The following is a 24,090-nucleotide window of genomic DNA, read 5'->3' as shown; positions in this document are numbered from 1 at the left end:
GCGGGGGGAACCTTCGGGTCTCCCCCCGCGTTTCCGCTACGTGCACAGTGACATCTTGGTGACAGGGTGTGGCGATCTCGGGACTGGGGCTACGATGACCGGCACAAGGACGGGCCGGGGAGGCCCTGTGCCGGGGCGAGGAGGACAGGGCATGGTGCAGAAGGCCAAGATCCTCCTGGTCGACGACCGGCCGGAGAATCTGCTGGCGCTGGAGGCCATCCTCTCCGCGCTCGATCAGACACTGGTGCGGGCGTCGTCGGGGGAGGAAGCGCTCAAGGCGCTGCTGACGGACGATTTCGCGGTCATCCTGCTGGATGTCCAGATGCCGGGAATGGACGGTTTCGAGACCGCCGCGCACATCAAGCGGCGGGAGCGGACCAGGGACATCCCGATCATCTTCCTGACCGCGATCAACCACGGTCCGCACCACACGTTCCGCGGCTATGCCGCGGGCGCGGTGGACTACATCTCGAAGCCCTTCGACCCGTGGGTGCTGCGGGCCAAGGTCTCGGTGTTCGTGGACCTGTACACGAAGAACTGCCAACTGCGGGAGCAGGCGGCGCTGCTGAGGCTCCAGCTGGACGGCGGCAGCCCGGGCGGCAGCGAGAGCAAGGAGGCGGCCGGGCTGCTCGCCGAGCTGTCGGCGCGGCTGGCCGCGGTGGAGGAGCAGGCCGAGGCGCTCACCAAGCAGTTGGGCGAGGAGGCCGCCGAGGCCTCCGTGGTGGCCACCGCCGCCCATCTGGAGCGGAAGCTGACCGGGCTGCGGAGGGCCCTGGACGCGCTGGAACCGGGGGCGGCCGGCGGTGCGCCCGTGCTGCCCGCCCAGAGCTGATCCCAGGTCAGGTCTGCCGGACCGTCAAAACGGTTGTCCGTAGGCCGACACGAACGGGTGAAGGGGTGGGCAGGCGTGTTCACCGGCGCCCGCACCGGTAACCTCGCCCCCATGGCCTCACGTACGTCCGGCAAGGGTTCCCAGAGCAGCGCGGGCAACGCGAAGGCACGCACCGGCCGTACGACGGCACCGGCCGGGAAAGCGTCGCCCGCGGCCAAGCCCCCCGCGAAGAAGGCGGTGCCCGCGAAGCGGGCCCCGGCGAAGAAGGCCGCGGTGCGCAAGGTGCCGCCGAAGCCCGCGCCCTCCCCGACCAACGGGGTGCTGCGGCTGGTCCGCTGGTTCTGGCTGGGGCTGGCCCATGTGGTGGGCGGAACGTTCCGCGGGCTGGGACGCGGGGCCAAGAACCTCGACCCGGCGCACCGCAAGGACGGCATCGGGCTGCTGCTGCTGGCCCTCGCGCTGATCGTGGCGGCCGGCACCTGGTCGAACCTGAGCGGTCCGGTGGGCGATCTGGTCACCATGCTGGTCACCGGGGCCTTCGGCCGGCTCGACCTGCTGGTGCCGGTCCTGCTGGGCGCCATGGCGGTGCGGTTCATCCGGCATCCCGAGGAGGTCGACGCCAACGGCCGGATCGGGGTCGGGCTGTCCGCGCTGGTGATCGGGATCCTCGGTCAGGTCCACATCGCCTGCGGCTCCCCGGGCCGCGGCGAGGGCGAGGCCGCGATGCAGGACGCGGGCGGACTGATCGGCTGGGCCGCCTCCAAGCCGCTGATCTTCACGATGGGGGCGCCGCTGGCCGTCCCGATGCTCGTGCTGCTGACCGTGTTCGGGCTGCTGGTGGTCACCGCCACCCCGGTCAACGCCATTCCGCAGCGGCTGCGCCGGCTCGGCATCCGGCTGGGGGTCATCCAGCCCAACGAGTACGACGAGGAGCACGGGGGGCCGGTCGGCGACCGGCACGACCCCGAGCGCTGGCAGGCCGGATCGGGGGCCGCCCGGCCCGGTGCCGAGGACGACGAGGACCTCGACGAGGTGGCGGCGGCCGAGGAGGCGGCCCTGGCCAAGCGCCGCCGCCGGCCCCGGCGCACCCCGGTGCAGCCCCCGCTGGACCGCGAGATGGACGCCGTGGACGTGGCCGCGGCGGCCGCCGCCGCCCTCGACGGGGCGGTGCTCGGCGGGTTGCCGCCGTCCCCGCTGGTGGCCGGTCTCACCCAGGGCATCACCACCGGCCGCACCGGGGCGGAACCCACCGCGCCGGTGCCGCCGGCCCGGGGGAGCGGCCCGGCGGAGCCGGCCGCCGAACCCGCCGTGGACCAGGACGGCCCGGGCGCCCCGGCCGGTGCCGCCGCCCCGTCCCCGGAGCGGACGGCCCCGGCCGCCCCGCCGGTGCCGGTCGCGCCGCCCACCGCCGGCACCGCCGACGGGGCCGGACTCTTCACCGTGCCCGACCTCACCAAGGCCCCGCCGCAGCCCTCCGTCTCCGCGCTGCCGCCCCGCGCCGAGCAACTGCTGCTCAGCGGGACCTCGTACGTCCTGCCCTCGCCGGAGATGCTGGAGCGCGGCGGCCCGGGCAAGACCCGCAGCGCCGCCAACGACGCCGTGGTCGCCTCGCTGAAGAACGTCTTCGCCGAGTTCAAGGTGGACGCCGATGTCACCGGGTTCACCCGGGGCCCGACCGTCACCCGCTACGAGGTCACCCTCGGCGCGGCCGTCAAGGTCGAGCGGATCATCGCGCTGACCAAGAACATCGCCTACGCGGTGGCCAGCCCGGACGTGCGGATCATCAGCCCGATCCCGGGGAAGTCGGCGGTCGGCATCGAGATCCCGAACACCGACCGGGAGATGGTCAACCTCGGGGACGTGCTGCGCCTGGCGGACGCGGCCGAGGACGACCACCCGATGCTGGTGGCGCTCGGCAAGGACGTCGAGGGCGGCTATGTGATGGCCAATCTGGCGAAGATGCCGCACGTGCTGGTGGCCGGGGCCACCGGCTCCGGAAAGTCCTCCTGCATCAACTGCCTGATCACCTCGGTGATGGTGCGGGCCACCCCGGAGGACGTGCGGATGGTGCTGGTCGACCCCAAGCGGGTCGAGCTGACGGCCTACGAGGGCATCCCGCACCTGATCACGCCGATCATCACCAACCCCAAGCGGGCCGCCGAGGCCCTCCAGTGGGTGGTCAAGGAGATGGACCTCCGCTACGACGACCTCGCCGCCTTCGGCTACCGGCACATCGACGACTTCAACAAGGCCATCCGCGACGGCAAGATCAAACTGCCCGAGGGCAGCGCCCGGGAGCTCAGCCCCTACCCGTACCTGCTGGTGATCGTCGACGAGCTCGCCGACCTGATGATGGTGGCCCCCCGGGACGTGGAGGACTCCATCGTCCGCATCACCCAGCTGGCCCGCGCGGCCGGCATCCACCTGGTGCTGGCCACCCAGCGGCCCTCGGTGGACGTGGTCACCGGTCTGATCAAGGCGAACGTGCCCTCCCGGCTGGCCTTCGCCACCTCCTCGCTGGCCGACAGCCGGGTCATCCTCGACCAGCCGGGGGCCGAGAAGCTGATCGGCAAGGGCGACGGGCTGTTCCTCCCGATGGGCGCCAACAAGCCCGTCCGGCTCCAGGGCGCCTTCGTCACCGAGGAGGAGATCGCCGGGATCGTCCAGCACTGCAAGGACCAGATGGCCCCGCAGTTCCGCAACGACGTGACCGTCGGCCAGAAGCAGGTCCGGGAGATCGACGAGGAGATCGGCGACGACCTCGACCTGCTGTGCCAGGCCGCGGAGCTGGTGGTGTCCACCCAGTTCGGCTCCACCTCGATGCTCCAGCGCAAGCTCCGGGTGGGTTTCGCCAAGGCCGGACGGCTGATGGACCTCATGGAGTCCCGGAGCATCGTCGGCCCGAGCGAGGGCTCCAAGGCCCGGGACGTGCTGCTCAAGCCGGACGAGCTGGACGCGGTCCTCGCCGTCATCCGCGGCGAGTCGGCCTGACGACCTGCGGTTAGCCTTTCAGGGACGGGCCGCTGCCAGCCAGGGCGGCCCGGCGTCCCGTCGTCCAGGTCCCGGGGAGGGATCGCCATGAGGATTCCCCTCCTCGGCGCCTACGCCGACCGCCGCCGCGGCATCCGCAACTACGACCGGGTCTACGGCCCGCTGGTCCCGGACGAGCGGATGTCCTTCGACGGCACCTTCGGGGACGCCGACCTGGACGCCGCCGTCGGCGCCGCCCTCGCCGGCCGCTGGCGGCCCGCCGCCGACCTGCTCGCCGCCAGCGAGCACGACACCGGACTCCGCGAACACCGGCTGGCCACCCTGGCCGGATACGCCGCCGAGGACTCCGGCTGGGCCGAGTCCTGGGCCCGGGACCGGTTCGACGACCGCGATCTGCTGCTGGTCCTCGGCCGGGCCAGGCTCTACCGCGCCTGGGAGATCCGCGGCGGGGACCTCGACCACGACACCCCCGCCAGCCGGCTGGCCGCCTTCGCCGAACTGGTCCCGCAGGCCGAACCGGACTTCCTGCGGGCCGCCGACCTCGACCCGCTGGACGCAGCCCCCTGGAACGGCCTGATGACCCTCGGCCTGGGCGCCGGCCGCCCCGAGGGCTGGCTCCGCGAGACCCTCGACGAGGTCCGCCGCCGGGCCCCGTCCCACCTGGAGGCCCACTGCACCGCCCTCCAGTGGTACTGCGCGAAGTGGTGGGGCTCGCACGACCGGATGTTCGCCTTCGCCCGGGAGGTCGCCGGGACCGCCCCCGAGGGGGACCCGCTGCGCGCCCTCCCGGTCCGGGCCTGGTTCGAGTACGCCGAGGCGAGCGGGCTGCCCGACGGCGAGGTGTGGCGCCGGCCCGCGGCCATCGCCGCCGTGGACCACGCGCTGGCCGGCGGCGGCCCCCGGGGCCACGCCTGGACCGTCGCCGAGACCCGGGGACTGCTGGCCTACGCCCTCTGGCGGCAGGACCGCTGGACCGAGGCCTACCAGGAGTTCCGGCAGATCGGCGGCCGGGCCTCCACCACCTTCTGGGACCGGGTCGACAGCCTCGACGGTCCCGCCGAGTTCCTCGCCGTCCGCAATCTCGTGGCCTGGACGGTCGCCTCCCGGGGCCTTCCGACCACCGGCTGAGACCCGCCCGCCCGGGGGTTTCCGGCCCGGCCGCCCGGGGACTCTCACCCGTACGGGATCGGCGGGCAACCGTTTCCCCGTGCCGTGCGTCGAGTTGAGGGAAGCGGGCGGAACGCCCGGCAGCCATTCGGATGGCGTACCGAGTGCACCCTCCGGTTGCTCCACCCTTTCGTCACCCCCCTAGACTGGACTTCCAGCAGGTGGCTACACGCTCGAAAGGCGCCCTCGTGTCCATCGGCAAATCCAACTCCCCCGAAGACGACCAGCCTTCGACCGCCGAACAGCGGCCGGACGCCGGACCGTCCATCGGCCGGACTCTCCAGCAGGCCCGGATCGCCGCCGGGCTCACCGTCGACGAGGTCAGCTCCACCACGCGTGTGCGCAGCCCGATCGTGCACGCCATCGAGCAGGACGACTTCACCCGCTGCGGGGGAGACGTCTACACCCGCGGCCACATCCGTACGATCGCCCGCGCCGTCGGCACCGATCCCGACCCGCTGATCGAGAGCTACGACGCCGCCCACGGCGGCCGTCCGGCCCCGACCCCCGCCGCACCCCTGTTCGAGGCGGAGCGGATCCGCCCCGAGCGGCAGCGGCCCAACTGGACCGCCGCCATGGTCGCGGCGATCGTCGCCGTGATCGGCTTCGTCGGCTTCACCGCTTTCAGCGGCGGCGACGACACCAAGCGGCCCCAGGCGGAAGGTTCCGCCTCGCCCCAGCCGGCCCCCAAGCAGACCGGCAAACTCATCACCCAGACCCCCCAGGCACCCAAGGCGCCCAAGCCCCCCAAGCCCGACCCCTCGGACAGCGCCATCGCGGCCGCCCCCAAGGACCTGGTGACCGTGGTGCTGACCGCCAACGACGGGGAGAGCTGGATCTCCGCCAAGGACTCCACCGGGCGCCTGATCTTCGACGGCACCCTCCAGCAGGGCGACTCCAAGACCTTCACCGACAAGCGGTCCATCGATCTGGTGCTCGGCGACGCCGGAGCCGTCCAGCTGTTCGTGAACGGCAAGGAGATCAAGGACGACTTCCAGCCGGGACAGGTGGAACGCCTCACCTACACCAAGGACGACCAGCGCCAGGGCCAGGCCCAGGCGGGCTGACACCGGCCGCCGGGCGACCCGGCCACCTGCGAACGAACAGATCATTCCGGATCCCCGGGGCGCGGCGCCGCTTGAGCCGACGGCCCGGGGATCTTGGTGTGCGGGGACGCGCGGCGGGTGCCGGGGCTCGGACGAAGTAGTCTTGAGTCCATGCCCGAACGCCGTACCGTCGCCCTTGTCACTCTTGGCTGCGCCCGTAACGAGGTGGACTCGGAGGAGCTCGCAGGCCGCTTGGCGGCGGATGGCTGGGAGCTCGTCGAGGACGCCGCCGACGCGGACGTCGCCGTGGTCAACACCTGTGGCTTCGTCGAAGCCGCCAAAAAGGACTCCGTAGACGCCCTGCTCGAAGCCAATGACCTGAAGGACCACGGCAAGACCCAGGCCGTGGTCGCCGTCGGCTGCATGGCCGAGCGCTACGGCAAGGAACTCGCCGAAGCGCTCCCCGAGGCCGACGGAGTCCTCGGCTTCGACGACTACGCCGACATCTCCGACCGCCTCCAGACCATCCTCAACGGCGGCATCCACGCCTCCCACACCCCGCGCGACCGGCGCAAGCTGCTGCCGATCAGCCCGGCCGACCGGCAGGGCGCCGGAGTGGCCCTGCCCGGCCACGCCCAGGACGCCCCGGCCGAGGCGCCCGCCGAGGCCCCGGCCGACCTGCCGGAGGGGCTGGCCCCGGCCTCCGGGCCGCGCGCACCGCTGCGCCGACGGCTCGACAAGAGCCCGGTCGCCTCGGTCAAGCTGGCCTCCGGCTGCGACCGCCGCTGCTCCTTCTGCGCCATCCCGTCCTTCCGCGGCTCCTTCATCTCGCGCCGCCCCGGCGACGTGCTGGGCGAGACCCGCTGGCTGGCCGAGCAGGGCGTCAAGGAGGTCATGCTGGTCTCCGAGAACAACACCTCCTACGGCAAGGACCTGGGGGACATCCGGCTGCTGGAGACCCTGCTGCCGGAGCTCGCCGAGGTCCCGGGCATCGAGCGGGTCCGGGTCAGCTACCTCCAGCCGGCCGAGATGCGGCCCGGACTGATCGACGTACTGACCTCCACCCCCAAGGTGGTGCCCTACTTCGACCTGTCCTTCCAGCACTCGGCGCCCGACGTGCTGCGCGCCATGCGCCGCTTCGGCGACACCGACCGGTTCCTGGAACTGCTGGACACCATCCGCGGCAAGGCCCCGCAGGCCGGCGTCCGGTCCAACTTCATCGTCGGCTTCCCCGGGGAGACCGAGGCCGACTTCGCCGAGCTGGAGCGTTTCCTCACGCACGCCCGGCTCGACGCCATCGGGGTCTTCGGCTACTCCGACGAGGACGGCACCGAGGCCGTCACCTACCCGAACAAGCTCGACGAGGAGGTCATCGCCGAGCGGCTCGCGCACATGCAGCGGCTCGCCGAGGAGCTCACCTCCCAGCGGGCCGAGGAGCGGATCGGGGAGACCCTGGAGGTCCTCGTCGAGACCGTGGAGGACCTCGCGGCCGCCGGCGGCGACGAGGGCGAGACCGGGGCCTACGGCCGCGCCGCCCACCAGGCCCCCGAGACCGACGGCCAGGTGGTCTTCACGGACAGCGCCGGCCTGGTCCCCGGCCGTATGGTCATGGCGAAGGTGGTCGGCACCCTGGGCGTGGACCTGGTCGCCGAGCCGCTGGGCCTGGAGGCGCTTGAGGAGGCGGCCGGATGACCGGAGTCCCGGCATCAGCGACGGGCGGGGCCGGGCACCGGCCCGGAGCCCCCGGCGGAAAGCTGGGGGCCGCGGCCGTCAACCAGGCCAGCCTGTGGAACATCGCCAACATCCTGACGATGCTCCGGCTTGTACTGGTGCCGGGATTCGTCCTCCTGCTGCTCGCGGACGGCGGTTACGACCCCGTCTGGCGGGCCTGGGCGTGGGCGGCCTTCGCGGTCGCCATGATCACCGACGTGTTCGACGGGCATCTGGCCCGGACGTACAACCTGGTCACCGACTTCGGGAAGATCGCCGACCCGATCGCCGACAAGGCGATCATGGGGTCGGCGCTGATCTGCCTGTCCTGGCTCGGGGACCTGCCCTGGTGGGTGACCGGGGTGATCCTGGGCCGCGAGCTCGGCATCACCCTGCTGCGGTTCTGGGTGATCCGCTACGGGGTGATCCCGGCCAGCCGCGGCGGGAAGCTGAAGACGCTGGCCCAGGGCACCGCCGTCGGCATGTACGTGCTGGCCCTGACCGGCCCGCTGGCCACCTTCCGGTTCTGGATGATGGCGCTGGCCGTGGTGCTCACCGTGGTGACCGGACTGGACTACATCCGGCAGGCCGTGCTGCTCCGGCGCCGGGGGATCGCCGCGGAGCGGGCCGCAAGGTGACACACGTGACCGTTCACTCGAAAGGGGGACCAGCGGGACTCGATGCCGCGGCCCTCGCCGCGGAGGTCCTCGGACTCCTCGCGGAGAGTGACGGAACCATCGCGGTCGCGGAATCGTTGACCGGAGGGATGGTGGCAGCGGAGCTGACCGCCGTCCCCGGTGCCTCCCGGTCCTTCCGCGGCTCCGTCACGGCCTATGCCACCGAGCTCAAGCACCGGCTGCTCGGGGTGGACGCCGCCCTGCTCGCCGCCCACGGGGCGGTGAACGCGCAGGTCGCGGCCGAGATGGCGGACGGTGTGCGGAAGCTGCTGGGGGCCGGCTGGGGGATCGCGACGACCGGAGTGGCCGGACCGGACACCCAGGACGGCCGGCCGGTGGGCACGGTTTTCGTGTCCGTCGCCGGTCCGGAGTCCGGGAAAACGGTCGGACTGCGGTTGAACGGCTCCCGGGAGGAAATCCGTAGGGAGAGTGCACGCACAGTGCTCGAAGTTCTTGCGAGCGAACTCCGCGAGAATGCGCGAAGTCAGGACAGGGAACGGAACGGGGGGATTTGATGTTTGCAGCCCTGAGTGAACACGACATCGCTCCCCGCACGGCCGCGGCGCGAGGCGGTACGGTGGGGCGTGAAGGATGCGGCTACACGGTCAGAGGAGGGAGCCACCGATGATTCTGCTCCGTCGCCTGCTGGGTGACGTGCTGCGTCGGCAGCGCCAGCGCCAGGGCCGTACTCTGCGCGAAGTCTCCTCGTCCGCCCGAGTTTCGCTCGGCTATCTCTCCGAGGTGGAGCGGGGGCAGAAGGAGGCATCCTCCGAGCTGCTCTCCGCGATCTGCGACGCGCTTGACGTACGGATGTCCGAGCTGATGCGCGAAGTCAGCGACGAACTGTCGCTCGCCGAGCTGGCACAGTCGGCCGCGGCAAGCGAACCGGTGCCCGCGCCGGTCCGCCCGATGCTCAACTCGGTCTCCGTGGCCTCGGTCGCGGGCGGGCCGACCGAGCGGGTGACCATCAAGGCGCCTGCGGAAGCGGTGAACGTCGTAGCCGCCTGAGTGCACGAGTGCGGCCGGAGCCCCGGTCGGCAGGAAGATCCCTTCCTGCCGACCGGGGCTCCGGGCGTTCCGGCGACCGGTTCCGCCGCTCTGGGTGCGGGCGGCCGGGGGGTACGGGAGGATGAGCGGGTCCGGGTCCCGCCCCCTGGGAGGCAGCCGTGCCCCGCTTGCTGATACCCGTGGCCCTGGTGGCCGGGACCCTGTGGTGGTGGGCCGTGCTCCGGCTGGCACTGACCCCCGCGGAGTCCGGCCCGGTCGAGGGAGCGGTCGCGGTGGGCGGCTGGGGGCTGAGCCTGCTCCCCGTCCACTGCGCCCGCCGGGCGGTCACCAGGGCATCGCGATCCCGCCGTTCGGACGCAGGATCTGGCCCGTCATGAAGGCCGAGGCGTCCGAGGCGAGGTAGAGCACGGCCCGCGCCACGTCCTCCGGTTCGCCGGCCCGGCGCAGCGGGGACATCCGGACCATCGCGGCCTCGGTCTGCTCCTGCACCTCACTGCCGTGCCGGCCGGTCATCGGGGTGCGGATCCAGCCCGGGGCGACCACGTTCGCCCGGATCCCGTACGGCCCGTTCTCGGCGGCCAGGATCTTCGTCATCTGGACCACGGCGGCCTTGGCCGCGCTGTAGCAGAGCAGTCCCGGCCCCGCGGTGTCCACCGCCCCCGAGGCCATGGTGACGATGGAGCCCGGGGTCCCGGCGGCCAGCATGGCCCGCGCGGTCTCCTGGCAGGCGTACAGCACCCCCTTGAAGTTCACGTCCAGCACCCGGTCCAGATCCTCGTCGAGGGTCTCGACCACGCTGCTGGTGTGCATGATCCCGGCGATGGCGGCGGTGATGTCGAGGCGGCCGGCGGCCTCGACGGCGGCCCGGACCGCCGCCCGGTCGGTGACGTCGAGCGGGTGGGCGACGGCCGTCCCGCCCTTGTCGGTGATCAGGCCGACGGTCTCCGCCAGCCCGGTCTCGTCACGGTCGGCGCAGTGGACGGCGGCGCCGGCCTCCGCGAGGAGCAGGGCGCTGGCGCGGCCGATGCCGCTCGCGGCGCCCGTGATCAGCGCGGTGCGGCCGGTGAGGTCGTACGGGGCGAAGGGCATGACCGGGACGGTACGACCGGATCTGACGGACCGTCAATGGGTGGGGGTGGGGCCGGGCTGGCAGCGGGGGCACCAGTAGGTGGGGCGGCCGTCCTGGTCGGCCCGCCGGACCGGGCCGCCGCAGCGCAGACAGGGCCGGTGCTCGCGCCCGTAGACGAACAGGTCGGGGGAGCGGCGGCCGGTGGTGTTGCGGCGCCGGTCCTTGTTGGCCTCCAGCAGCCGGCGGGCCGCCGCCACCAGCCGCAGCGGGTCGGGGGAGTCCCCGACCCGGGTCCACGGGGTGACCTGGGCCAGGAAGCAGAGCTCCGACTTGTACACGTTGCCGACGCCCGCCAGGTTCCGCTGGTCCAGCAGGGCCTCGCCGAGCGGCCGGTCCGGGTCGGCGCCCAGCCGGGCGGCGGCCAGCTCCGGATCCCAGTCCGGGCCCAGCAGATCCGGGCCCACATGGCCGACCACGGTGGCCTCGTCGGCGGTGCGGAGCAGCTCCAGCACCGGCAGCCGATAGCCGACCGCGCTGTGGCCGGAGGTGCCCAGGACCGCCCGGATCTCGTACTCCGGGCCGCCCCGCCAGCGCTCGCCGACGGCGAACACCCGCCAGGCCCCGTCCATCCGCAGATGGCTGTGCAGGGTCAGACCGCCCTCGATCCGGGCCAGCAGGTGCTTGCCGCGCGGCACGACCTCCAGGACCCGCCGCCCGGTCAGATCGGCGGTGGCGAACCGGGGCACCCGCAGATCGCTACGGGTCAGCACCCGCCCGCCCAGCGCCTCCTGCAGCCGGCGGGCGGCCCGCCAGACACTGTCTCCCTCGGGCATGGCTCCATTGTGGGCCCCCCCGGCCCGGGGAGCCCTCCCGGAGCCCGGCCACGGCGGACGCGGGCCGGGCTCAGGGGCGCAGCCGCAGCCCCCGGGGAGTGGCATGGAACCCGGCCGCCTCCAGAGCGGCCCCGAAGGGGGAGGTCAGGGCCGGGGCGGTGTTGATCCGCTCCACCGTGAGACCCGGCAGGGTGCCGGCCCGCGAGGCGGCCGCCAGCGCGGCGGTGGCCGCCTCCAGCCTCGGATCCTCCGGATCCGCCCAGGCCAGCAGGGTCTTCCCGCCCCGCTCCAGATACAGCAGCAGCTCCCCGTCCACCAGCACGACCAGCGAACCGGCCTTGCGGCCCGGCTTGTGGGTGACCCCGGCCGGCGGCTCCGGCCAGCCCAGGGCCGCCCCGTACGCGTTCGCCGGATCGGCCGCCGCCAGCACCACCGCCGCCAGCGGCGGCGGAGTCCGCTCGGCCGCCCGCAACCGGTCCACCGCCCCGTCCATCGCGAACTGGGCCGCACCCAGCCCCTCCACCACATAGCCCCGGCGGGCCTGCCCGCTGTCCTCGAACGCCGACAGCACCCGGTACACCGCGCTGAACCCGCCCTCCACACCCTCGGCCTGCACCGCGCCCCGGGTGACCACCCCGTGCCGGTCCAGCAGGGCCCGGGCCCGGGCGTGCGCCCGGTGCGTGGGATCGGCGGTCGCGGCCGGCAGCAGCGACCAGCGGCCCGCCACCGTCGGCGGCCCGGACCGGGACACCGAGGCGGACAGGGTGCCGTAACGGCCCCGGGGGACCGGACGGCGGGCCCGGTGCGCGGTGGCCCCCGCGGTCCGCCCCGAACCCAGCAGGGCGCGCAGCGGGGCCAGCGAGTCGTTGGTGAGCCGCCCCGACCAGGCCAGGTCCCACACCGCTTCGGACAGCTGGACATCGGTGGCCTCGGGCCACTGGACCCGCACCGACTCCGCGATCTGCCGGAAGAACAGGCCGTACCCGCCCGCCAGACAGTCCAGCACCGCCCGGTGCAGCGGACCCGGCTCCAGCGGATGGGCCGGCGGCAGCAGCAGCGGGGCCGAGTCCGCCAGGTACAGCGACACCCAGCCGTCCTTCCCCGGCAGCGCCCCGGCGCCCGCCCACAGGACCTCGCCGGTGGTGGTCAGCTCGTCCAGCAGGGCGGGGGAGTAGCCGGCCACCCGGGAGGGCAGGACCAGCCGCTCCAGCGCCGAGGCCGGCACCGGCGCGCCCTGCAGCTGCTCGACCGCCCGGGCCAGCCCGTCGATACCGCGGAGCGCCCCGCCCAGGTGCTGCCACTGCGGGAGGAACACGGCCAGCGAGGACGGCGGGACCGGCTCCAGCTCCTGCCGCAGCGCCGCCAGCGACCGGCGGCGGAGCCGCCGCAGCACCGTCGCGTCGCACCACTCCTGCCCGCTGCCCGAGGGATGGAACTCGCCCTGGACCACCCGCCCGGTCGCCGCCAGCCGGTGCAGGGCCCCGTCGGTGACCGCGGCCCCCAGCCCGAAGCGGGCGGCGGCCTGCGCGGTGGTGAACGGGCCGTGGGTGCGCGCATGGCGGGCCAGCAGATCACCCAGCGGATCCTTGACCGGTTCGGTGAACGCCTCGGGGACCCCCACCGGCAGGGCCGTGCCCAGGGCGTCCCGGAGCCGGCCCGCGTCCTCGATGGCCGCCCAGTGGTCGGCGCCCGCGATCCGCACCTCGATCACCCGCCGGGCCGCCGCCAGCTCCCGGACCCAGGCCCGGTCCGCACCCCGCCCGTTGAGCTCGGCGTCCGTCAGCGGGCCCAGCAGCCGCAGCAGATCGGCGACCGACTCGGCGTCCTTGACCCGGCGGGCCGGATTCTCCGGATCCAGCCACTGCAGCTCCCGCTCCAGCTCGGCCAGCACCTCGGGGTCCAGCAGCTCCCGCAGCTCCGCCCGGCCCAGCAGCTCGGCCAGCAGCCCGGAGTCCAGCGACAGGGCCGCCGCCCGCCGCTCGGCCAGCGGGGAGTCCCCCTCGTAGAGGAACTGGGCCACGTAACCGAACAGCAGGGACCGGGCGAACGGTGAGGCCTCTGGGGTGGTGACCTCCACCAGGCGGACCCGGCGCGCCTCGATGTCCCCCATCAGCTCGGTCAGCCCCGGCACGTCGAACACGTCCTGGAGACACTCCCGGACGGCCTCCAGGACGATCGGGAAGGACCCGAACTCGGAGGCCACCTGGAGCAGCTGCGAGGCCCGCTGGCGCTGCTGCCACAGCGGGGTCCGCTTCCCGGGGCTGCGCCGGGGCAGCAGCAGGGCCCGGGCCGCGCACTCCCGGAACCGGGAGGCGAACAGCGCCGAACCGCCGACCTGCTCGGTGACGATCCGGTCGACCTCCCCCCGGTCGAAGGCCACGTCGGCGGCGCCCAGCGGGGCCTGCCCGTCGTCGAAGGCGAACCCCGGGTCCCGCCCCGGATCGGCGGCGGCCCCGCCGGGCGGCCCCGCCGGGTCGTGGTCGAGGAGGTCCATGCCCAGCAGGTCCGCGTCCGGCAGCCGCAGCACGATCCCGTCGTCGGCGTGCATCACCTGGGCGTCCATGCCGTACCGCTCCGCGAGCCGGGCGCCCAGCGCCAGCGCCCACGGGGCGTGCACCTGGGCGCCGAAGGGGGAGTGCACCACCACCCGCCAGTCGCCCAGCTCGTCCCGGAACCGCTCCACCACGATCGTGCGGTCGTCCGGCACATGACCGCAGGCCTCGCGCTGCTCCGCCAGATACGCCAGCACGTTGTCGGCGGCCCAGGCGTCCAGCCCGGCCGCCAGCAGCCGCAGCCGGGCGTCCTCCGCCGACAGCCCGCCCAGCTCCCGCAGGAAGGCGCCGACCGCCCGGCCCAGCTCCAGCGGCCGGCCCAGCTGGTCGCCCTTCCAGAACGGCAGCCGGCCCGGCACCCCGGGCGCCGGGGACACCAGCACCCGGTCCCGGGTGATGTCCTCGATCCGCCAGGACGTGGTGCCCAGGGTGAACACGTCCCCGATCCGGGACTCGTACACCATCTCCTCGTCGAGCTCCCCGACCCGGCCGCCGCCCTTCTTCGGGTCCGCGCCGGCCAGGAACACCCCGAACAGCCCGCGGTCCGGGATGGTCCCGCCGGAGGTCACCGCCAGCCGCTGGGCACCGGGCCGGCCGGTGACCGTACCGGCCACCCGGTCCCACACCACCCGGGGCCGCAGCTCAGCGAAGGCGTCCGAAGGGTAGCGGCCGGCCAGCATGTCCAGCACCGCCGTGAAGGCCGAGTCGGGCAGCGCCGCGAACGGGGCCGCCCGCCGCACCAGCGCCACCAGGTCGTCGAACTGCCAGGTGTCCATGGCGGTCATCGCCACCAGCTGCTGCGCCAGCACGTCCAGCGGGTTGGCGGGGATCCGCAGCGACTCGATGGCCCCCGACCGCATCCGCTCGGTCACCACCGCCGACTGCACCAGGTCCCCCCGGTACTTGGGGAACACCACCCCCCGGGAGACCGCCCCGACCTGGTGCCCGGCCCGGCCCACCCGCTGGAGCCCGGAGGCCACCGAGGGCGGCGACTCCACCTGCACCACCAGGTCCACCGCACCCATGTCGATGCCCAGCTCCAGACTGGAGGTGGCCACCACGGCCGGCAGCCGGCCGGCCTTCAGGTCCTCCTCCACCAGCGCCCGCTGCTCCTTGGACACCGACCCGTGGTGGGCCCGGGCCAGCAGCGGCGGAGCGCCCAGCGCCGCCCCCGACTGGGCCATCACCTCGGCGGGCGGCGCCCCCTCGGGCAGGGGGGTGCCGGAGGCGCGTTCGTAGGCGATCTCGTTCAGCCGGTTGCACAGCCGCTCGGCGAGCCGCCGGGAGTTCGCGAACACGATCGTCGACCGGTGGGCCTGCACCAGATCGACGATCCGCTCCTCCACATGCGGCCAGATCGACGGCTTGTCCCCGCCGTCCCGCTCCTCGGAGGCCGGGGAGCCGCCCAGCTCGCCCATGTCCTGGACCGGGACGACCACCGACAGGTCGAACTCCTTGGCCGACGGCGGCTGGACGATCTCCACCCTGCCGCGCGGGGCCAGATAGCGGGCCACCTCCTCCACCGGGCGGACCGTCGCGGACAGCCCGATCCGGCGGGCCGGGCGGGGCAGCAGCTCGTCCAGCCGCTCCAGCGACAGCGCCAGATGCGCGCCCCGCTTGGTGCCCGCGACCGCGTGGACCTCGTCCAGGATCACCGTCTCGATGCCGGCCAGGGCGTCCCGGGCGGCCGAGGTCAGCATCAGGAACAGCGACTCGGGGGTGGTGATCAGGATGTCCGGCGGCCGGGTGGCCAGCGCCCTGCGCTCGGCCGGCGGGGTGTCCCCGGACCGGATGCCCACCCGGATCTCCGGCTCGGGCAGCCCCAGCCGCACCGACTCCTGCCGGATCCCGGTCAGCGGACTCCGCAGGTTCCGCTGGACGTCCACCGCCAGGGCCTTCAGCGGGGAGACGTAGAGCACCCGGCAGCGCTGCTTCGGGTCGGCCGGCGGAGGGGTCGCGGCCAGCCGGTCCAGGGCCGCGAGGAAGGCGGCCAGGGTCTTGCCGGAGCCGGTCGGCGCCACCACCAGCACGTCCGATCCGGCGCCGATGGCCCGCCAGGCCCCCTCCTGCGCGGTGGTGGGCGCGCGGAAGGCCCCGGAGAACCAGGAGCGGGTCGCGGGAGAGAACGAGTCGAGCGCGGAGCCGGCCATGGCACCATCGTGCACCCCGCCACCGACAACGGTCCGGAGCCCGGGGAACTCGCGGAGCGGGCGGGGCGCAGAATGGGGGAATGGGGAGAGAAGCCGGCACCGGAGGCCGCGGTGCCGAATGGGCGCGGCACTGGCAGTACCGGGAGCTGCCCGGCCTGGACCTGCTGCGGGCCCACTACGTCCGCCACACCTTCCCCCGGCACGCCCACGACGGATACGTGATCGCCGCCGTCACCGGCGGCATAGAGGAGGTCGGCCTGCCCGGCCGCACCGAACGGGCCGGACCGGGCAGCGTGGTCCTGATCAACCCGGAGGTGCCGCACAGCGCCCGGGCCGGGGCCCCCGAGGGCTGGGCCTACTCCACCCTCTACCCGGCCAGGGAACTGGTCGCCGAGGTGGCCGCCGACGTCTCCGGGCTGCGCGGCACCCCCGGCTTCACCGCCTCCGTCGTCCCGGACACCGAGGGCGGCCGGCTGATCACCGAGGTGCACCGGGCCGCCGAGCAGGGGAACGCGCTGGCCGCCGACAGCCTGCTGCGGATCGCGGTGGCCCGGATGCTCCGCGGCCACGGCGGCCCGCTGCCCGGCCGGCCGTCGCCCGGCGCGGGCGCCGGAACCGCCGAGCGGGCCCGGGCCGTGCTGGAGGAGCGCCTCGCCGACCCGCCCTCCCTGGAACAGCTGGCCGCCGAGCTGGGAACCAGCCCGTTCGCCCTGCTGAGGGCCTTCCGCGACCGCTACGGCATGCCCCCGCACACCTGGCTGACCGACGCCCGGGTCCGCCGGGCCCGGCTGCTGCTGGCCTCCGGTACCGCGCCCGCGGCGGCGGCCGTGGCGGTCGGCTTCACCGACCAGCCGCATCTGAACCGGCACTTCACCCGGATCGTGGGCGTCCCGCCCGGCGCCTACCGGCGGGAACGGGCGGCCGGCTGAGCCTCCGGGCGCAAGAACGTACAAGACCGGGGGGCGGGCCGCGCCTAGCGTCACGGTGTGACAGAGCAGCAGACGGACCGCGCGGCGGGCACGAAGGCACCGGTGCCCGCGGAGAACATGGCGGCCATGACAGGTGGAACGGGCGGACCCGGCGCCCCGGGCCGGGAGGTCCCGGACCCAGCCTCGGGCGCGGCCCCGGCATCGGACCGCAGGGCGGTGATCAGGGACTCCCTGGGCGTCGGGGTGGCCGTCGGCCTGTCCGGGTTCGCCTTCGGGGTGACCGCCGCCGGATCCGGCCTCAGCCTGGCCCAGGCCTGTGTGCTCAGCCTGCTGGTGTTCACCGGCGCCTCCCAGTTCGCCCTGGTCGGCGCCCTGGCCGCGGGCGGGAACCCCTTCACCGCGGCCGCCGGTGCCTTCTTCCTCGGCACCCGCAACGCGTTCTACGGGCTGCGGCTGTCCCAGCTGCTGGGCCTGCCCCGGGCGGTCCGCCCGTTCGCCGCGCACTGGGTGATCGACGAGACCGCCGCCGTCTCCCTGGCCCAGCGGGACCGGGCCTCGGCCCGGCTCGGGTTCACCGTCACCGGTCTCACCCTCTACCTGCTGTGGAACCTGACCACCCTGCTCGGCGCGCTCGGCGCAGAGGCCATCGGCGACACGTCCAAGTGGGGACTGGACGCCGCCGGGCCGGCCGTCTTCCTCGCCCTGCTCGCCCCGATGCTGAAGACCTCGACCGAACGGGCGGTGGCCGCGCTGGCGCTGGTCCTCGGCCTGGGCTTCCTGCCGGTGCTGCCCGCCGGGGTGCCGGTGCTGGTCGCGGCCCTGGCCGCGCCCGTGATCCTCTTCGTGAAGGGACGCCGCTCGTGAACGTCTGGATCGCCATCGGCGCCACCGTCGCCGGCTGCTACCTGCTCAAGCTGGCCGGGCTGCTGGTGCCGGCCGGAGCCCTGGAGCGGCCGCTGGTGCGCCGCCTCGCCGCGCTGCTGCCGGTCGCCCTGCTGGCCGCGCTGACCGCGCAGCAGACCTTCAGCTCGGGCCAGCACCTGGTCCTGGACGCCCGGGCCGCCGGACTGGCGGCCGCCGGCATCGCCCTGCTGCTGCGGGCCCCCTTCCTGGTCGTGGTCGCGGTGGCCGTACTGGTCACCGCCGGCATCCGGGCCATCGGCGGCTAGTCCGCGCAGGTCCGTCCGTCCGGCGGGCCGGGTGGGTCGGGTGGGCCTCCTGGTGCGTGGCCGATCGGGCGGCCGTACGCGCGCAGGGTGAGCAGGGCCTCCAGGGTGGCGATCGGCCGCCGTTCCAGGGAACTGCCCGGGGCCCCCGGCCGGTGCGGCACCGGCCAGCCCCCGTCCTCCTCCTGCCGGGCCGCCAGGAAGTCCAGGGAGCGCTCCAGCTCCGCGTCGGTGAACCAGGAACGGGCCACCGACTCGGGGCGCCGCGCGAAATCGTGCGGGAACAGGTGCTCGCCCGGGGCGTAGCCGGCGGCGGCCGGCTGTTCGGCACGCAGCCCCGGGTCGAGCAGCACCAGCCCCGCCGAGCGGGCCAGCCGGCCCAGCCGGTCGGCCGCCGCCACCGCCCGCGGCCGGTCCGGCACCCCGTCCAGGAAGGCGACCGCCGCCTGGATCTCGTACGGGTGCCAGTGCCGCAGGCCCTCCACCCGCTCCCAGCAGAAGTCGGTGGCCCGGAACAGCCAGGCGTCCCAGACCCGGTTCCGGTGCAGCAGCCCCACCACCGGACCGGTGGTCAGCAGGGCACCCCGCGGGTCCTCCCGCACCGGGTGGTACGGGTCGGCCGGACAGCGGCGCGGCCCCGGCAGGACCACCGGGAGCGCCCCCTCGGCGGTGGAGCCGAGGGCGAGCTGCCGGCACAGCCGCTCGATCCGCCGGCCGGCGCAGCGGCCCAGGCCGTCCAGCACCCGGAGCGCGTGCGCGCAGTGCAGCGGCTGGCTGAGCGGCCCCCGCAGATCCGGATCCAGCCCGTGCCCGTATCCGCCGTCCCGGTTGAGGTACGAGCCCAGGGCGGTGTCCACCTCCTCTGCGGTGCCGCCGAGGAAATGGAAGGCGAACCGCCGCTGCTCCAGCACCCGGGCCGTGAGCCAGACGAACTCCTCGGCCCGGTGCAGGGGCGATCCGGTCGCCGCTTCGTCTCCAGCCATGGCCGCACCGTAGGGCGGCGGCCGGGTGCCGGAGGCCGGAACGGGCCGGGGTGCACTCCTGGGAGCGGGATACTGGAGTCATGAGGTTGACAATCTTCTGGGAGCGGATGGCCGACCACTTCGGGGCCGGCTACGCCGACTCCTTCGCGCGCGACCACGTCATGTCCGAGCTGGGCGGCCGCACGGTCCACCAGGCGCTCGACGCGGGCTGGGAGGCCAAGGACGTGTGGCGCGCGGTGTGTTCGGCGATGGGTGTACCGGCCCACCTGCGCTGAGCTGGGCCGCACCCCCACCGGTGCGGGAGACTGGCCGGGTGGCAGCCACCGATGAGACCGACACCTCCGGCCCGGCCTCGGCCGGCCGGCCCGCGCCGACGACCGGCCGGGGCCAGGGGCCCGTACCGGGCGCCCGGGCCGCGGAACCCGTGACGGACCGGCCGGTCCCGGGACCGGCCCGACCGCCCGGACCCGCGTCAGGGCAGCAGCCCGGAGCCGGGGCCGGGAGCCCCGCCGACGGGCCCGCCGGTCCCGAGGCCTCGCCCGGCGGACCCCCCGGTTCCGGGCCCGGCCGGTGGACGGCGGCCCCCGGGGAGCGGATGCCCCGCTGGCTGCCGCGTGCCGTGGTGCTCGTGCTGGCCCTCTACGCCTGCTTCCAGCTGGGCAGCTGGGCCTTCCACCAGCTGATCGGGCTGCTGGTGAACATCCTGATCGCCTTCTTCCTCGCCCTCGCGATCGAGCCCGCGGTCTCCCGGATGGCGGCCCGCGGGGTCCGGCGGGGGCTGGCCACCTTCCTGGTCTTCCTGGCGGTCTTCGTGGCCGGGGTCGGTTTCGTGGTCCTGCTCGGTTCGATGCTCGCCGGGCAGATCATCCAGATCATCGAAGACTTCCCGCAGTACCTCGACGATGTGATCGGTTCGATCAACACCACCTTCCACACCGAGCTGTCCCGGCTGGAGATCCAGGACAGCCTGCTGCACTCCGACTGGCTGCAGAAGTACGTCCAGAACAGTGCCAGCGGGGTCCTCGACGTGTCCGCCACGGTGCTCGGCGGACTGTTCCGGCTGCTGACGGTCGGCCTGTTCGCCTTCTACTTCGCCGCGGACGGTCCGCGGCTGCGCCGTGCCCTGTGCTCGGTCCTGCCGCCGGCCCGGCAGTCCGAGGTGCTGCGCGCCTGGGAGATCGCCGTCACCAAGACCGGCGGCTACCTCTACTCGCGCGGGCTGATGGCGCTGATCTCGGGTGTGGCGCACTACATCGTCTTCGTGGTCCTGGACCTGTCCTACGCTCCGGCGCTGGCCGTGTGGGTGGGTCTGGTCTCCCAGTTCATCCCCACCATCGGCACCTATCTGGCCGGTGCCCTGCCGATGCTGATCGCCTTCACGGTCAACCCCTGGTACGCGCTGTACGTGCTCGGGTTCGTGGTGATCTACCAGCAGTTCGAGAACTATGTGCTGCAGCCCAAGCTGACCTCCAGGACGGTGGACATCCATCCGGCGGTGGCCTTCGGCTCGGTCATCGCCGGCACCGCGCTGCTGGGCGCGGTCGGTGCGTTGATCGCGATTCCGGCGGTGGCCACCCTGCAGGCCTTCCTCGGCGCCTATGTGCGGCGCTACGAGGTGGCCGACGAGGTGGGGCCCGCCGGCCGGCGCGGGGCGAACGGTGTCCGGGTGTGGTTCGGCGACTGGCGCGGGACCGGCCGGACCGGCCGGACTAGGGGGCCGGGGTCGGAGGGATAGGGGAGCCGAAGGCGGCCAGGGCCTCGGCGACCGTGGCCTCGGCCACGGATTTCTCGACCCCGAGTCCGCTGAGCACTCCGGTGCCGTTCTCCTGCTCCAGCAGGGCGAGCAGTATGTGCTCGGTGCCCACGTAGTTGTGGCCGAGTCTGAGGGCCTCCCGGAAGGTCAGTTCCAAGGCCTTCTTGCTGCCGGCGTCGAAGGGGACGAGATCGGGCACGGAGTCGGCGGGGGCGGGGTCCGGCAGCGTGGCGGTGGCCGCGGCGCGGACGGCTCCGCCGTCGATCCGCTGGGCCTTCAGGGCGAGGCCGGCCAGGCCCTCCGGCTCGGCGAGCAGGCCGAGCACCAGGTGTTCGGTGCGGATCTCGGTGCCGCCGGCCGCGCGGGCCTCGTTCTGCGCGCTCATGACCACATTGCGGGCGCGCTCGGTGAACCGGGCGAAGCCCTGGCCGGGGTCGAGGTCGGTGTCGGCCTTGGGGACGAACCGCTTCTGGGCGGCCTGGCGGGTGACGCCCATGCTGCGGCCGATGTCGGTCCAGGAGGCGCCGGAGCGGCGGGCCTGGTCGACGAAGTGGCCGATGAGGTGGTCGGCGACGTCACCGAGGTGCTCGGCGGCGACCACGGCCCCGCTCAGCTGTTCCAGGGCGTCGGCGTGGGCCTGCTTGATGGCGTCGATGAGGTCGTCGAGGCGGACGGGATGGGTCGTGCGGACGGGTTCCACAGGAGGATTCGTCATGGTGCAACCGTAGGTTGACAGTCCGAGGGGTGTCAACCCGCGGTTGTCAGTTCGTGCCGGCCTGTGGAAAACCGGGCCGCGGACCGGTGGCGACCGCGCGCCGAGGTGCGCGGGGGCTCCCCGGTGGGCGAGGGTGGTGAGTCCTGCCGTCGAAGAGGAGGCCGCCGTGAACTGGACCCTGGAAGTCATCCCGATCCCCGTCACCGACCTGGACCGGGCGAAGGCGTTCTACGCGGACGGGGTCGGCTTCACCGTCGACCTCGACGACGAGGTCGCCCCCGGCATGCGCATCGTCCAGCTGACCCCGCCCGGCTCCCGCTGCTCGGTCGCGCTGCTCCAGGGCATGCCGCCGCTCCCCGGCACCCGGACGATGGACCCGGGCACCCTCCACGGCCCCCAGCTCTGCGTCACCGACATCGAGGCCGCCCGCGCCGACCTGCTGGCCCGCGGGGTCGAGGTCTCGCCCATCCGGCACGTGGGCGCCACCGGCTGGGAGGAGGGCAAGGGCGACACCTGGAACTCGTTCATGTCCTTCACCGACCCCGACGGCAACGGCTGGATGGTCCAGGAGGCCCCCTCGGAGCTCTCGGAGCGCTGAGGGGTCGCCCGGCCCGCCCCGTGGGATCGTGGGACCAGGGGGCGAAGGCCGCGCATCCCGCAGGAAGAGGTGGGTCCGATGGCTCACACGAGACGGTCGAGGATCAATTTCACGGCGGCGCTCGCGGCAGCCGCGCTGGCGGGCGGTCTGCTGTTCGGGGCCCCCGCCGGAGCGACGGCCGCCCCCGGCGGCGCCCCGGCGGCCGTACCCGGGGCCCCCTGTCCGGTCACCCAGCTGATCGCCGACGGGGCGCGGCGGACCGGCTCCGGAGTGCGGATCACCGTGCTCAACGAGGGGCCGAAACCGTGTGAGCTGCGGGGCTTTCCGACCGTGGCCCTCGCCGGCCAGGGCTCGCCGGATCGCGCCAAGGCGCTCGCGGTCACCCGCAGGGGAGAGGCGCGGACGGTGCGGCTGCCGGTCGGCGGCCGGGCCTCGACCGACCTGTCCTTCGCCCCGGTGCTCGGGGAGGCGGGCGGATACTGCGCCTCCGGCGCCGAACCGCTCGTCGCGCCCTCCCTGGTGGTGGGCGTCGGTGGCGGGCTGCTCCAGCTGGCGCCCGACGACGGCGGGGACTTCGCCCTGTGCGGCGGGGTGGGTGCCACCGCCTTCCGCTGAAGGCGGTACCACCCGGTACGCCGTGCGCGGCGTGGTCCGCTTGACAGGAAAATCGAACACGTATTCTGATTGATTGTCCACAGCCGAAACGGCCGTGGAGGCGCGTTGTCAGTGGCAGGCATTAGCGTCTTCGGCGTGAAGCGATCGACTCAAGCATCCCGGGTGGAACCCATGGCAGGCACCGACCGCGAGAAGGCGCTCGACGCCGCTCTCGCACAGATTGAACGGCAATTCGGCAAGGGCGCGGTGATGCGCCTCGGGGACCGTCCGAACGACCCCATCGAGGTCATCCCCACCGGGTCGACCGCTCTGGACATCGCCCTCGGCGTCGGCGGGCTCCCCCGCGGCCGCGTGGTGGAGGTGTACGGACCGGAGTCCTCCGGCAAGACGACCCTGACCCTGCACGCCGTCGCCAACGCGCAGAAGGCCGGCGGCACCGTCGCCTTCGTGGACGCCGAGCACGCCCTCGACCCCGAGTACGCGAAGGCGCTGGGCGTCGACACCGACAACCTCATCCTGTCCCAGCCGGACACCGGTGAGCAGGCCCTGGAGATCGTGGACATGCTGGTCCGCTCCGGTGCCCTCGACCTCATCGTCATCGACTCCGTCGCGGCCCTCGTGCCCCGCGCCGAGATCGAGGGCGAGATGGGCGACTCGCACGTGGGCCTCCAGGCCCGACTGATGAGCCAGGCGCTCCGGAAGATCACCAGCGCGCTGAACCAGTCCAAGACCACGGCCATCTTCATCAACCAGCTCCGCGAGAAGATCGGTGTGATGTTCGGCTCCCCGGAGACCACCACCGGTGGCCGGGCGCTGAAGTTCTACGCCTCGGTCCGGCTGGACATCCGCCGCATCGAGACCCTCAAGGACGGCACCGACGCGGTCGGCAACCGCACCCGGGTCAAGGTCGTCAAGAACAAGGTCGCCCCGCCCTTCAAGCAGGCCGAGTTCGACATCCTCTACGGCCAGGGCATCAGCCGCGAGGGCGGCCTGATCGACATGGGCGTGGAGCACGGCTTCGTCCGCAAGGCCGGCGCCTGGTACACGTACGAGGGCGACCAGCTCGGCCAGGGCAAGGAGAACGCCCGCAACTTCCTCAAGGACAACCCCGACCTCGCCAACGAGATCGAGCGGAAGATCAAGGAGAAGCTGGGCGTGGGCGTCCGCAAGGACGCGCAGCCCGCCCCGGACGCGGCCGCCGCCGGCGACGCGCCCGCCGAGGACGCGGCCAAGGCCGTGCCCGCGCCGGCCGCCAAGGCCAAGGCGGTCAAGGCCACGGCCGCCAAGAGCTAGCCG

Annotated in this window: 21 protein-coding genes; 16 read left to right on the top strand and 5 right to left on the bottom strand. The window is 73.8% G+C overall.

Annotated elements, in window-relative coordinates; translation table 11 throughout:
• Positions 1-151 precede the first annotated feature (151 nt).
• From ACZ50K_RS21565 to ACZ50K_RS21530, 8 genes are all read left to right on the top strand, one after another.
• A complete protein-coding gene (locus ACZ50K_RS21565; RefSeq protein ID WP_468905350.1) occupies positions 152-832 on the top strand; it encodes a response regulator in 681 nt (226 codons plus the stop codon).
• 111 nt (positions 833-943) lie between these two features.
• Positions 944-3,823: a DNA translocase FtsK gene (locus ACZ50K_RS21560; RefSeq protein WP_468905348.1), complete on the top strand. Its 2,880-nt coding sequence runs from the start codon at positions 944-946 to the stop codon at positions 3,821-3,823.
• Positions 3,824-3,910: 87 nt separating this feature from the next.
• A complete protein-coding gene (locus ACZ50K_RS21555; RefSeq protein WP_468905345.1) occupies positions 3,911-4,951 on the top strand; it encodes a hypothetical protein in 1,041 nt (346 codons plus the stop codon).
• 227 nt (positions 4,952-5,178) lie between these two features.
• Entirely contained in the window at positions 5,179-6,057 is an 879-nt protein-coding gene (locus tag ACZ50K_RS21550; protein ID WP_468905343.1) for a helix-turn-helix domain-containing protein, read from the top strand.
• Between the two features lie 150 nt (positions 6,058-6,207).
• Entirely contained in the window at positions 6,208-7,728 is a 1,521-nt protein-coding gene (gene rimO, locus ACZ50K_RS21545) for a 30S ribosomal protein S12 methylthiotransferase RimO (RefSeq protein ID WP_468905340.1), read from the top strand.
• Entirely contained in the window at positions 7,725-8,384 is a 660-nt protein-coding gene (gene pgsA, locus ACZ50K_RS21540; RefSeq protein WP_468905337.1) for a CDP-diacylglycerol--glycerol-3-phosphate 3-phosphatidyltransferase, read from the top strand. Before rimO ends, pgsA begins: the two co-directional genes overlap by 4 nt.
• Positions 8,385-8,389: 5 nt before the next feature.
• Positions 8,390-8,938, top strand: coding sequence for a CinA family protein (locus ACZ50K_RS21535; protein WP_468905334.1), 549 nt, complete (start codon positions 8,390-8,392; stop codon positions 8,936-8,938).
• Between the two features lie 109 nt (positions 8,939-9,047).
• Positions 9,048-9,431, top strand: coding sequence for a helix-turn-helix domain-containing protein (locus ACZ50K_RS21530; protein ID WP_468905332.1), 384 nt, complete (start codon positions 9,048-9,050; stop codon positions 9,429-9,431).
• Between the two features lie 324 nt (positions 9,432-9,755).
• On the opposite strand, the gene ACZ50K_RS21525 is transcribed toward ACZ50K_RS21530, so the two are convergent.
• From ACZ50K_RS21525 to ACZ50K_RS21515, 3 genes are all read right to left on the bottom strand, one after another.
• Positions 9,756-10,520, bottom strand: coding sequence for an SDR family NAD(P)-dependent oxidoreductase (locus ACZ50K_RS21525; RefSeq protein ID WP_468905329.1), 765 nt, complete (start codon positions 10,518-10,520; stop codon positions 9,756-9,758).
• A 33-nt stretch (positions 10,521-10,553) separates the two neighbouring features.
• Positions 10,554-11,333, bottom strand: a complete 780-nt coding sequence (locus ACZ50K_RS21520; RefSeq protein ID WP_468905326.1) for an Fpg/Nei family DNA glycosylase — start codon at positions 11,331-11,333, stop codon at positions 10,554-10,556.
• 70 nt (positions 11,334-11,403) lie between these two features.
• A complete protein-coding gene (locus ACZ50K_RS21515) occupies positions 11,404-16,035 on the bottom strand; it encodes an Lhr family helicase (RefSeq protein ID WP_468905324.1) in 4,632 nt (1,543 codons plus the stop codon).
• Positions 16,036-16,115: 80 nt separating this feature from the next.
• Between ACZ50K_RS21515 and ACZ50K_RS21510 the strand changes: the two genes are divergently transcribed.
• The 3 genes from ACZ50K_RS21510 (at position 16,116) to ACZ50K_RS21500 (ending at position 18,133) form a co-directional block, all read left to right on the top strand.
• The gene (locus ACZ50K_RS21510; protein WP_468905321.1) at positions 16,116-16,964 is read left to right on the top strand and encodes an AraC family transcriptional regulator; all 849 of its coding nucleotides are present in this window, start codon (positions 16,116-16,118) and stop codon (positions 16,962-16,964) included.
• Positions 16,965-17,081: 117 nt separating this feature from the next.
• Positions 17,082-17,828, top strand: coding sequence for an AzlC family ABC transporter permease (locus ACZ50K_RS21505; protein ID WP_468905389.1), 747 nt, complete (start codon positions 17,082-17,084; stop codon positions 17,826-17,828).
• Positions 17,825-18,133: an AzlD domain-containing protein gene (locus ACZ50K_RS21500; RefSeq protein ID WP_468905318.1), complete on the top strand. Its 309-nt coding sequence runs from the start codon at positions 17,825-17,827 to the stop codon at positions 18,131-18,133. The genes ACZ50K_RS21505 and ACZ50K_RS21500 overlap by 4 nt, the downstream gene beginning before the upstream one ends.
• Here the strand turns inward: ACZ50K_RS21500 and ACZ50K_RS21495 are convergent.
• On the bottom strand, positions 18,130-19,113 hold the full coding sequence (locus tag ACZ50K_RS21495; protein ID WP_468905315.1) for a hypothetical protein: 984 nt from the start codon (positions 19,111-19,113) through the stop codon (positions 18,130-18,132). The two genes, ACZ50K_RS21500 and ACZ50K_RS21495, sit on opposite strands and share 4 nt — an antisense overlap.
• A gap of 80 nt (positions 19,114-19,193) precedes the next feature.
• Between ACZ50K_RS21495 and ACZ50K_RS21490 the strand changes: the two genes are divergently transcribed.
• Both ACZ50K_RS21490 and ACZ50K_RS21485 read left to right on the top strand, forming a co-directional pair.
• A complete protein-coding gene (locus ACZ50K_RS21490) occupies positions 19,194-19,388 on the top strand; it encodes a DUF3046 domain-containing protein (protein WP_468905312.1) in 195 nt (64 codons plus the stop codon).
• A gap of 320 nt (positions 19,389-19,708) precedes the next feature.
• Entirely contained in the window at positions 19,709-20,848 is a 1,140-nt protein-coding gene (locus tag ACZ50K_RS21485; protein ID WP_468905387.1) for an AI-2E family transporter, read from the top strand.
• Here ACZ50K_RS21485 and ACZ50K_RS21480 read toward each other — a convergent pair.
• Positions 20,823-21,581, bottom strand: coding sequence for a Clp protease N-terminal domain-containing protein (locus tag ACZ50K_RS21480; RefSeq protein WP_468905309.1), 759 nt, complete (start codon positions 21,579-21,581; stop codon positions 20,823-20,825). The genes ACZ50K_RS21485 and ACZ50K_RS21480 overlap by 26 nt on opposite strands.
• Before the next feature lie 166 nt (positions 21,582-21,747).
• Here ACZ50K_RS21480 and ACZ50K_RS21475 point away from each other — a divergent pair, with 166 nt between their 5' ends.
• From ACZ50K_RS21475 to recA, 3 genes are all read left to right on the top strand, one after another.
• On the top strand, positions 21,748-22,179 hold the full coding sequence (locus tag ACZ50K_RS21475) for a VOC family protein (RefSeq protein ID WP_468905306.1): 432 nt from the start codon (positions 21,748-21,750) through the stop codon (positions 22,177-22,179).
• A 78-nt stretch (positions 22,180-22,257) separates the two neighbouring features.
• Positions 22,258-22,794 carry a DUF4232 domain-containing protein gene (locus ACZ50K_RS21470; RefSeq protein WP_468905304.1) on the top strand — a complete coding sequence of 179 codons (537 nt, stop codon included), beginning with the start codon at positions 22,258-22,260 and terminating at the stop codon, positions 22,792-22,794.
• A gap of 171 nt (positions 22,795-22,965) precedes the next feature.
• Positions 22,966-24,087, top strand: coding sequence for a recombinase RecA (gene recA / locus ACZ50K_RS21465; RefSeq protein WP_468905301.1), 1,122 nt, complete (start codon positions 22,966-22,968; stop codon positions 24,085-24,087).
• Positions 24,088-24,090: the final 3 nt, after the last annotated feature.

It is taken from the genome of Streptomyces sp. NPDC033845, assembly GCF_055576225.1.
The sequence above is the reverse complement of the archived record's forward strand: the minus strand, read 5'-3'. Positions and strand labels throughout refer to the sequence as shown.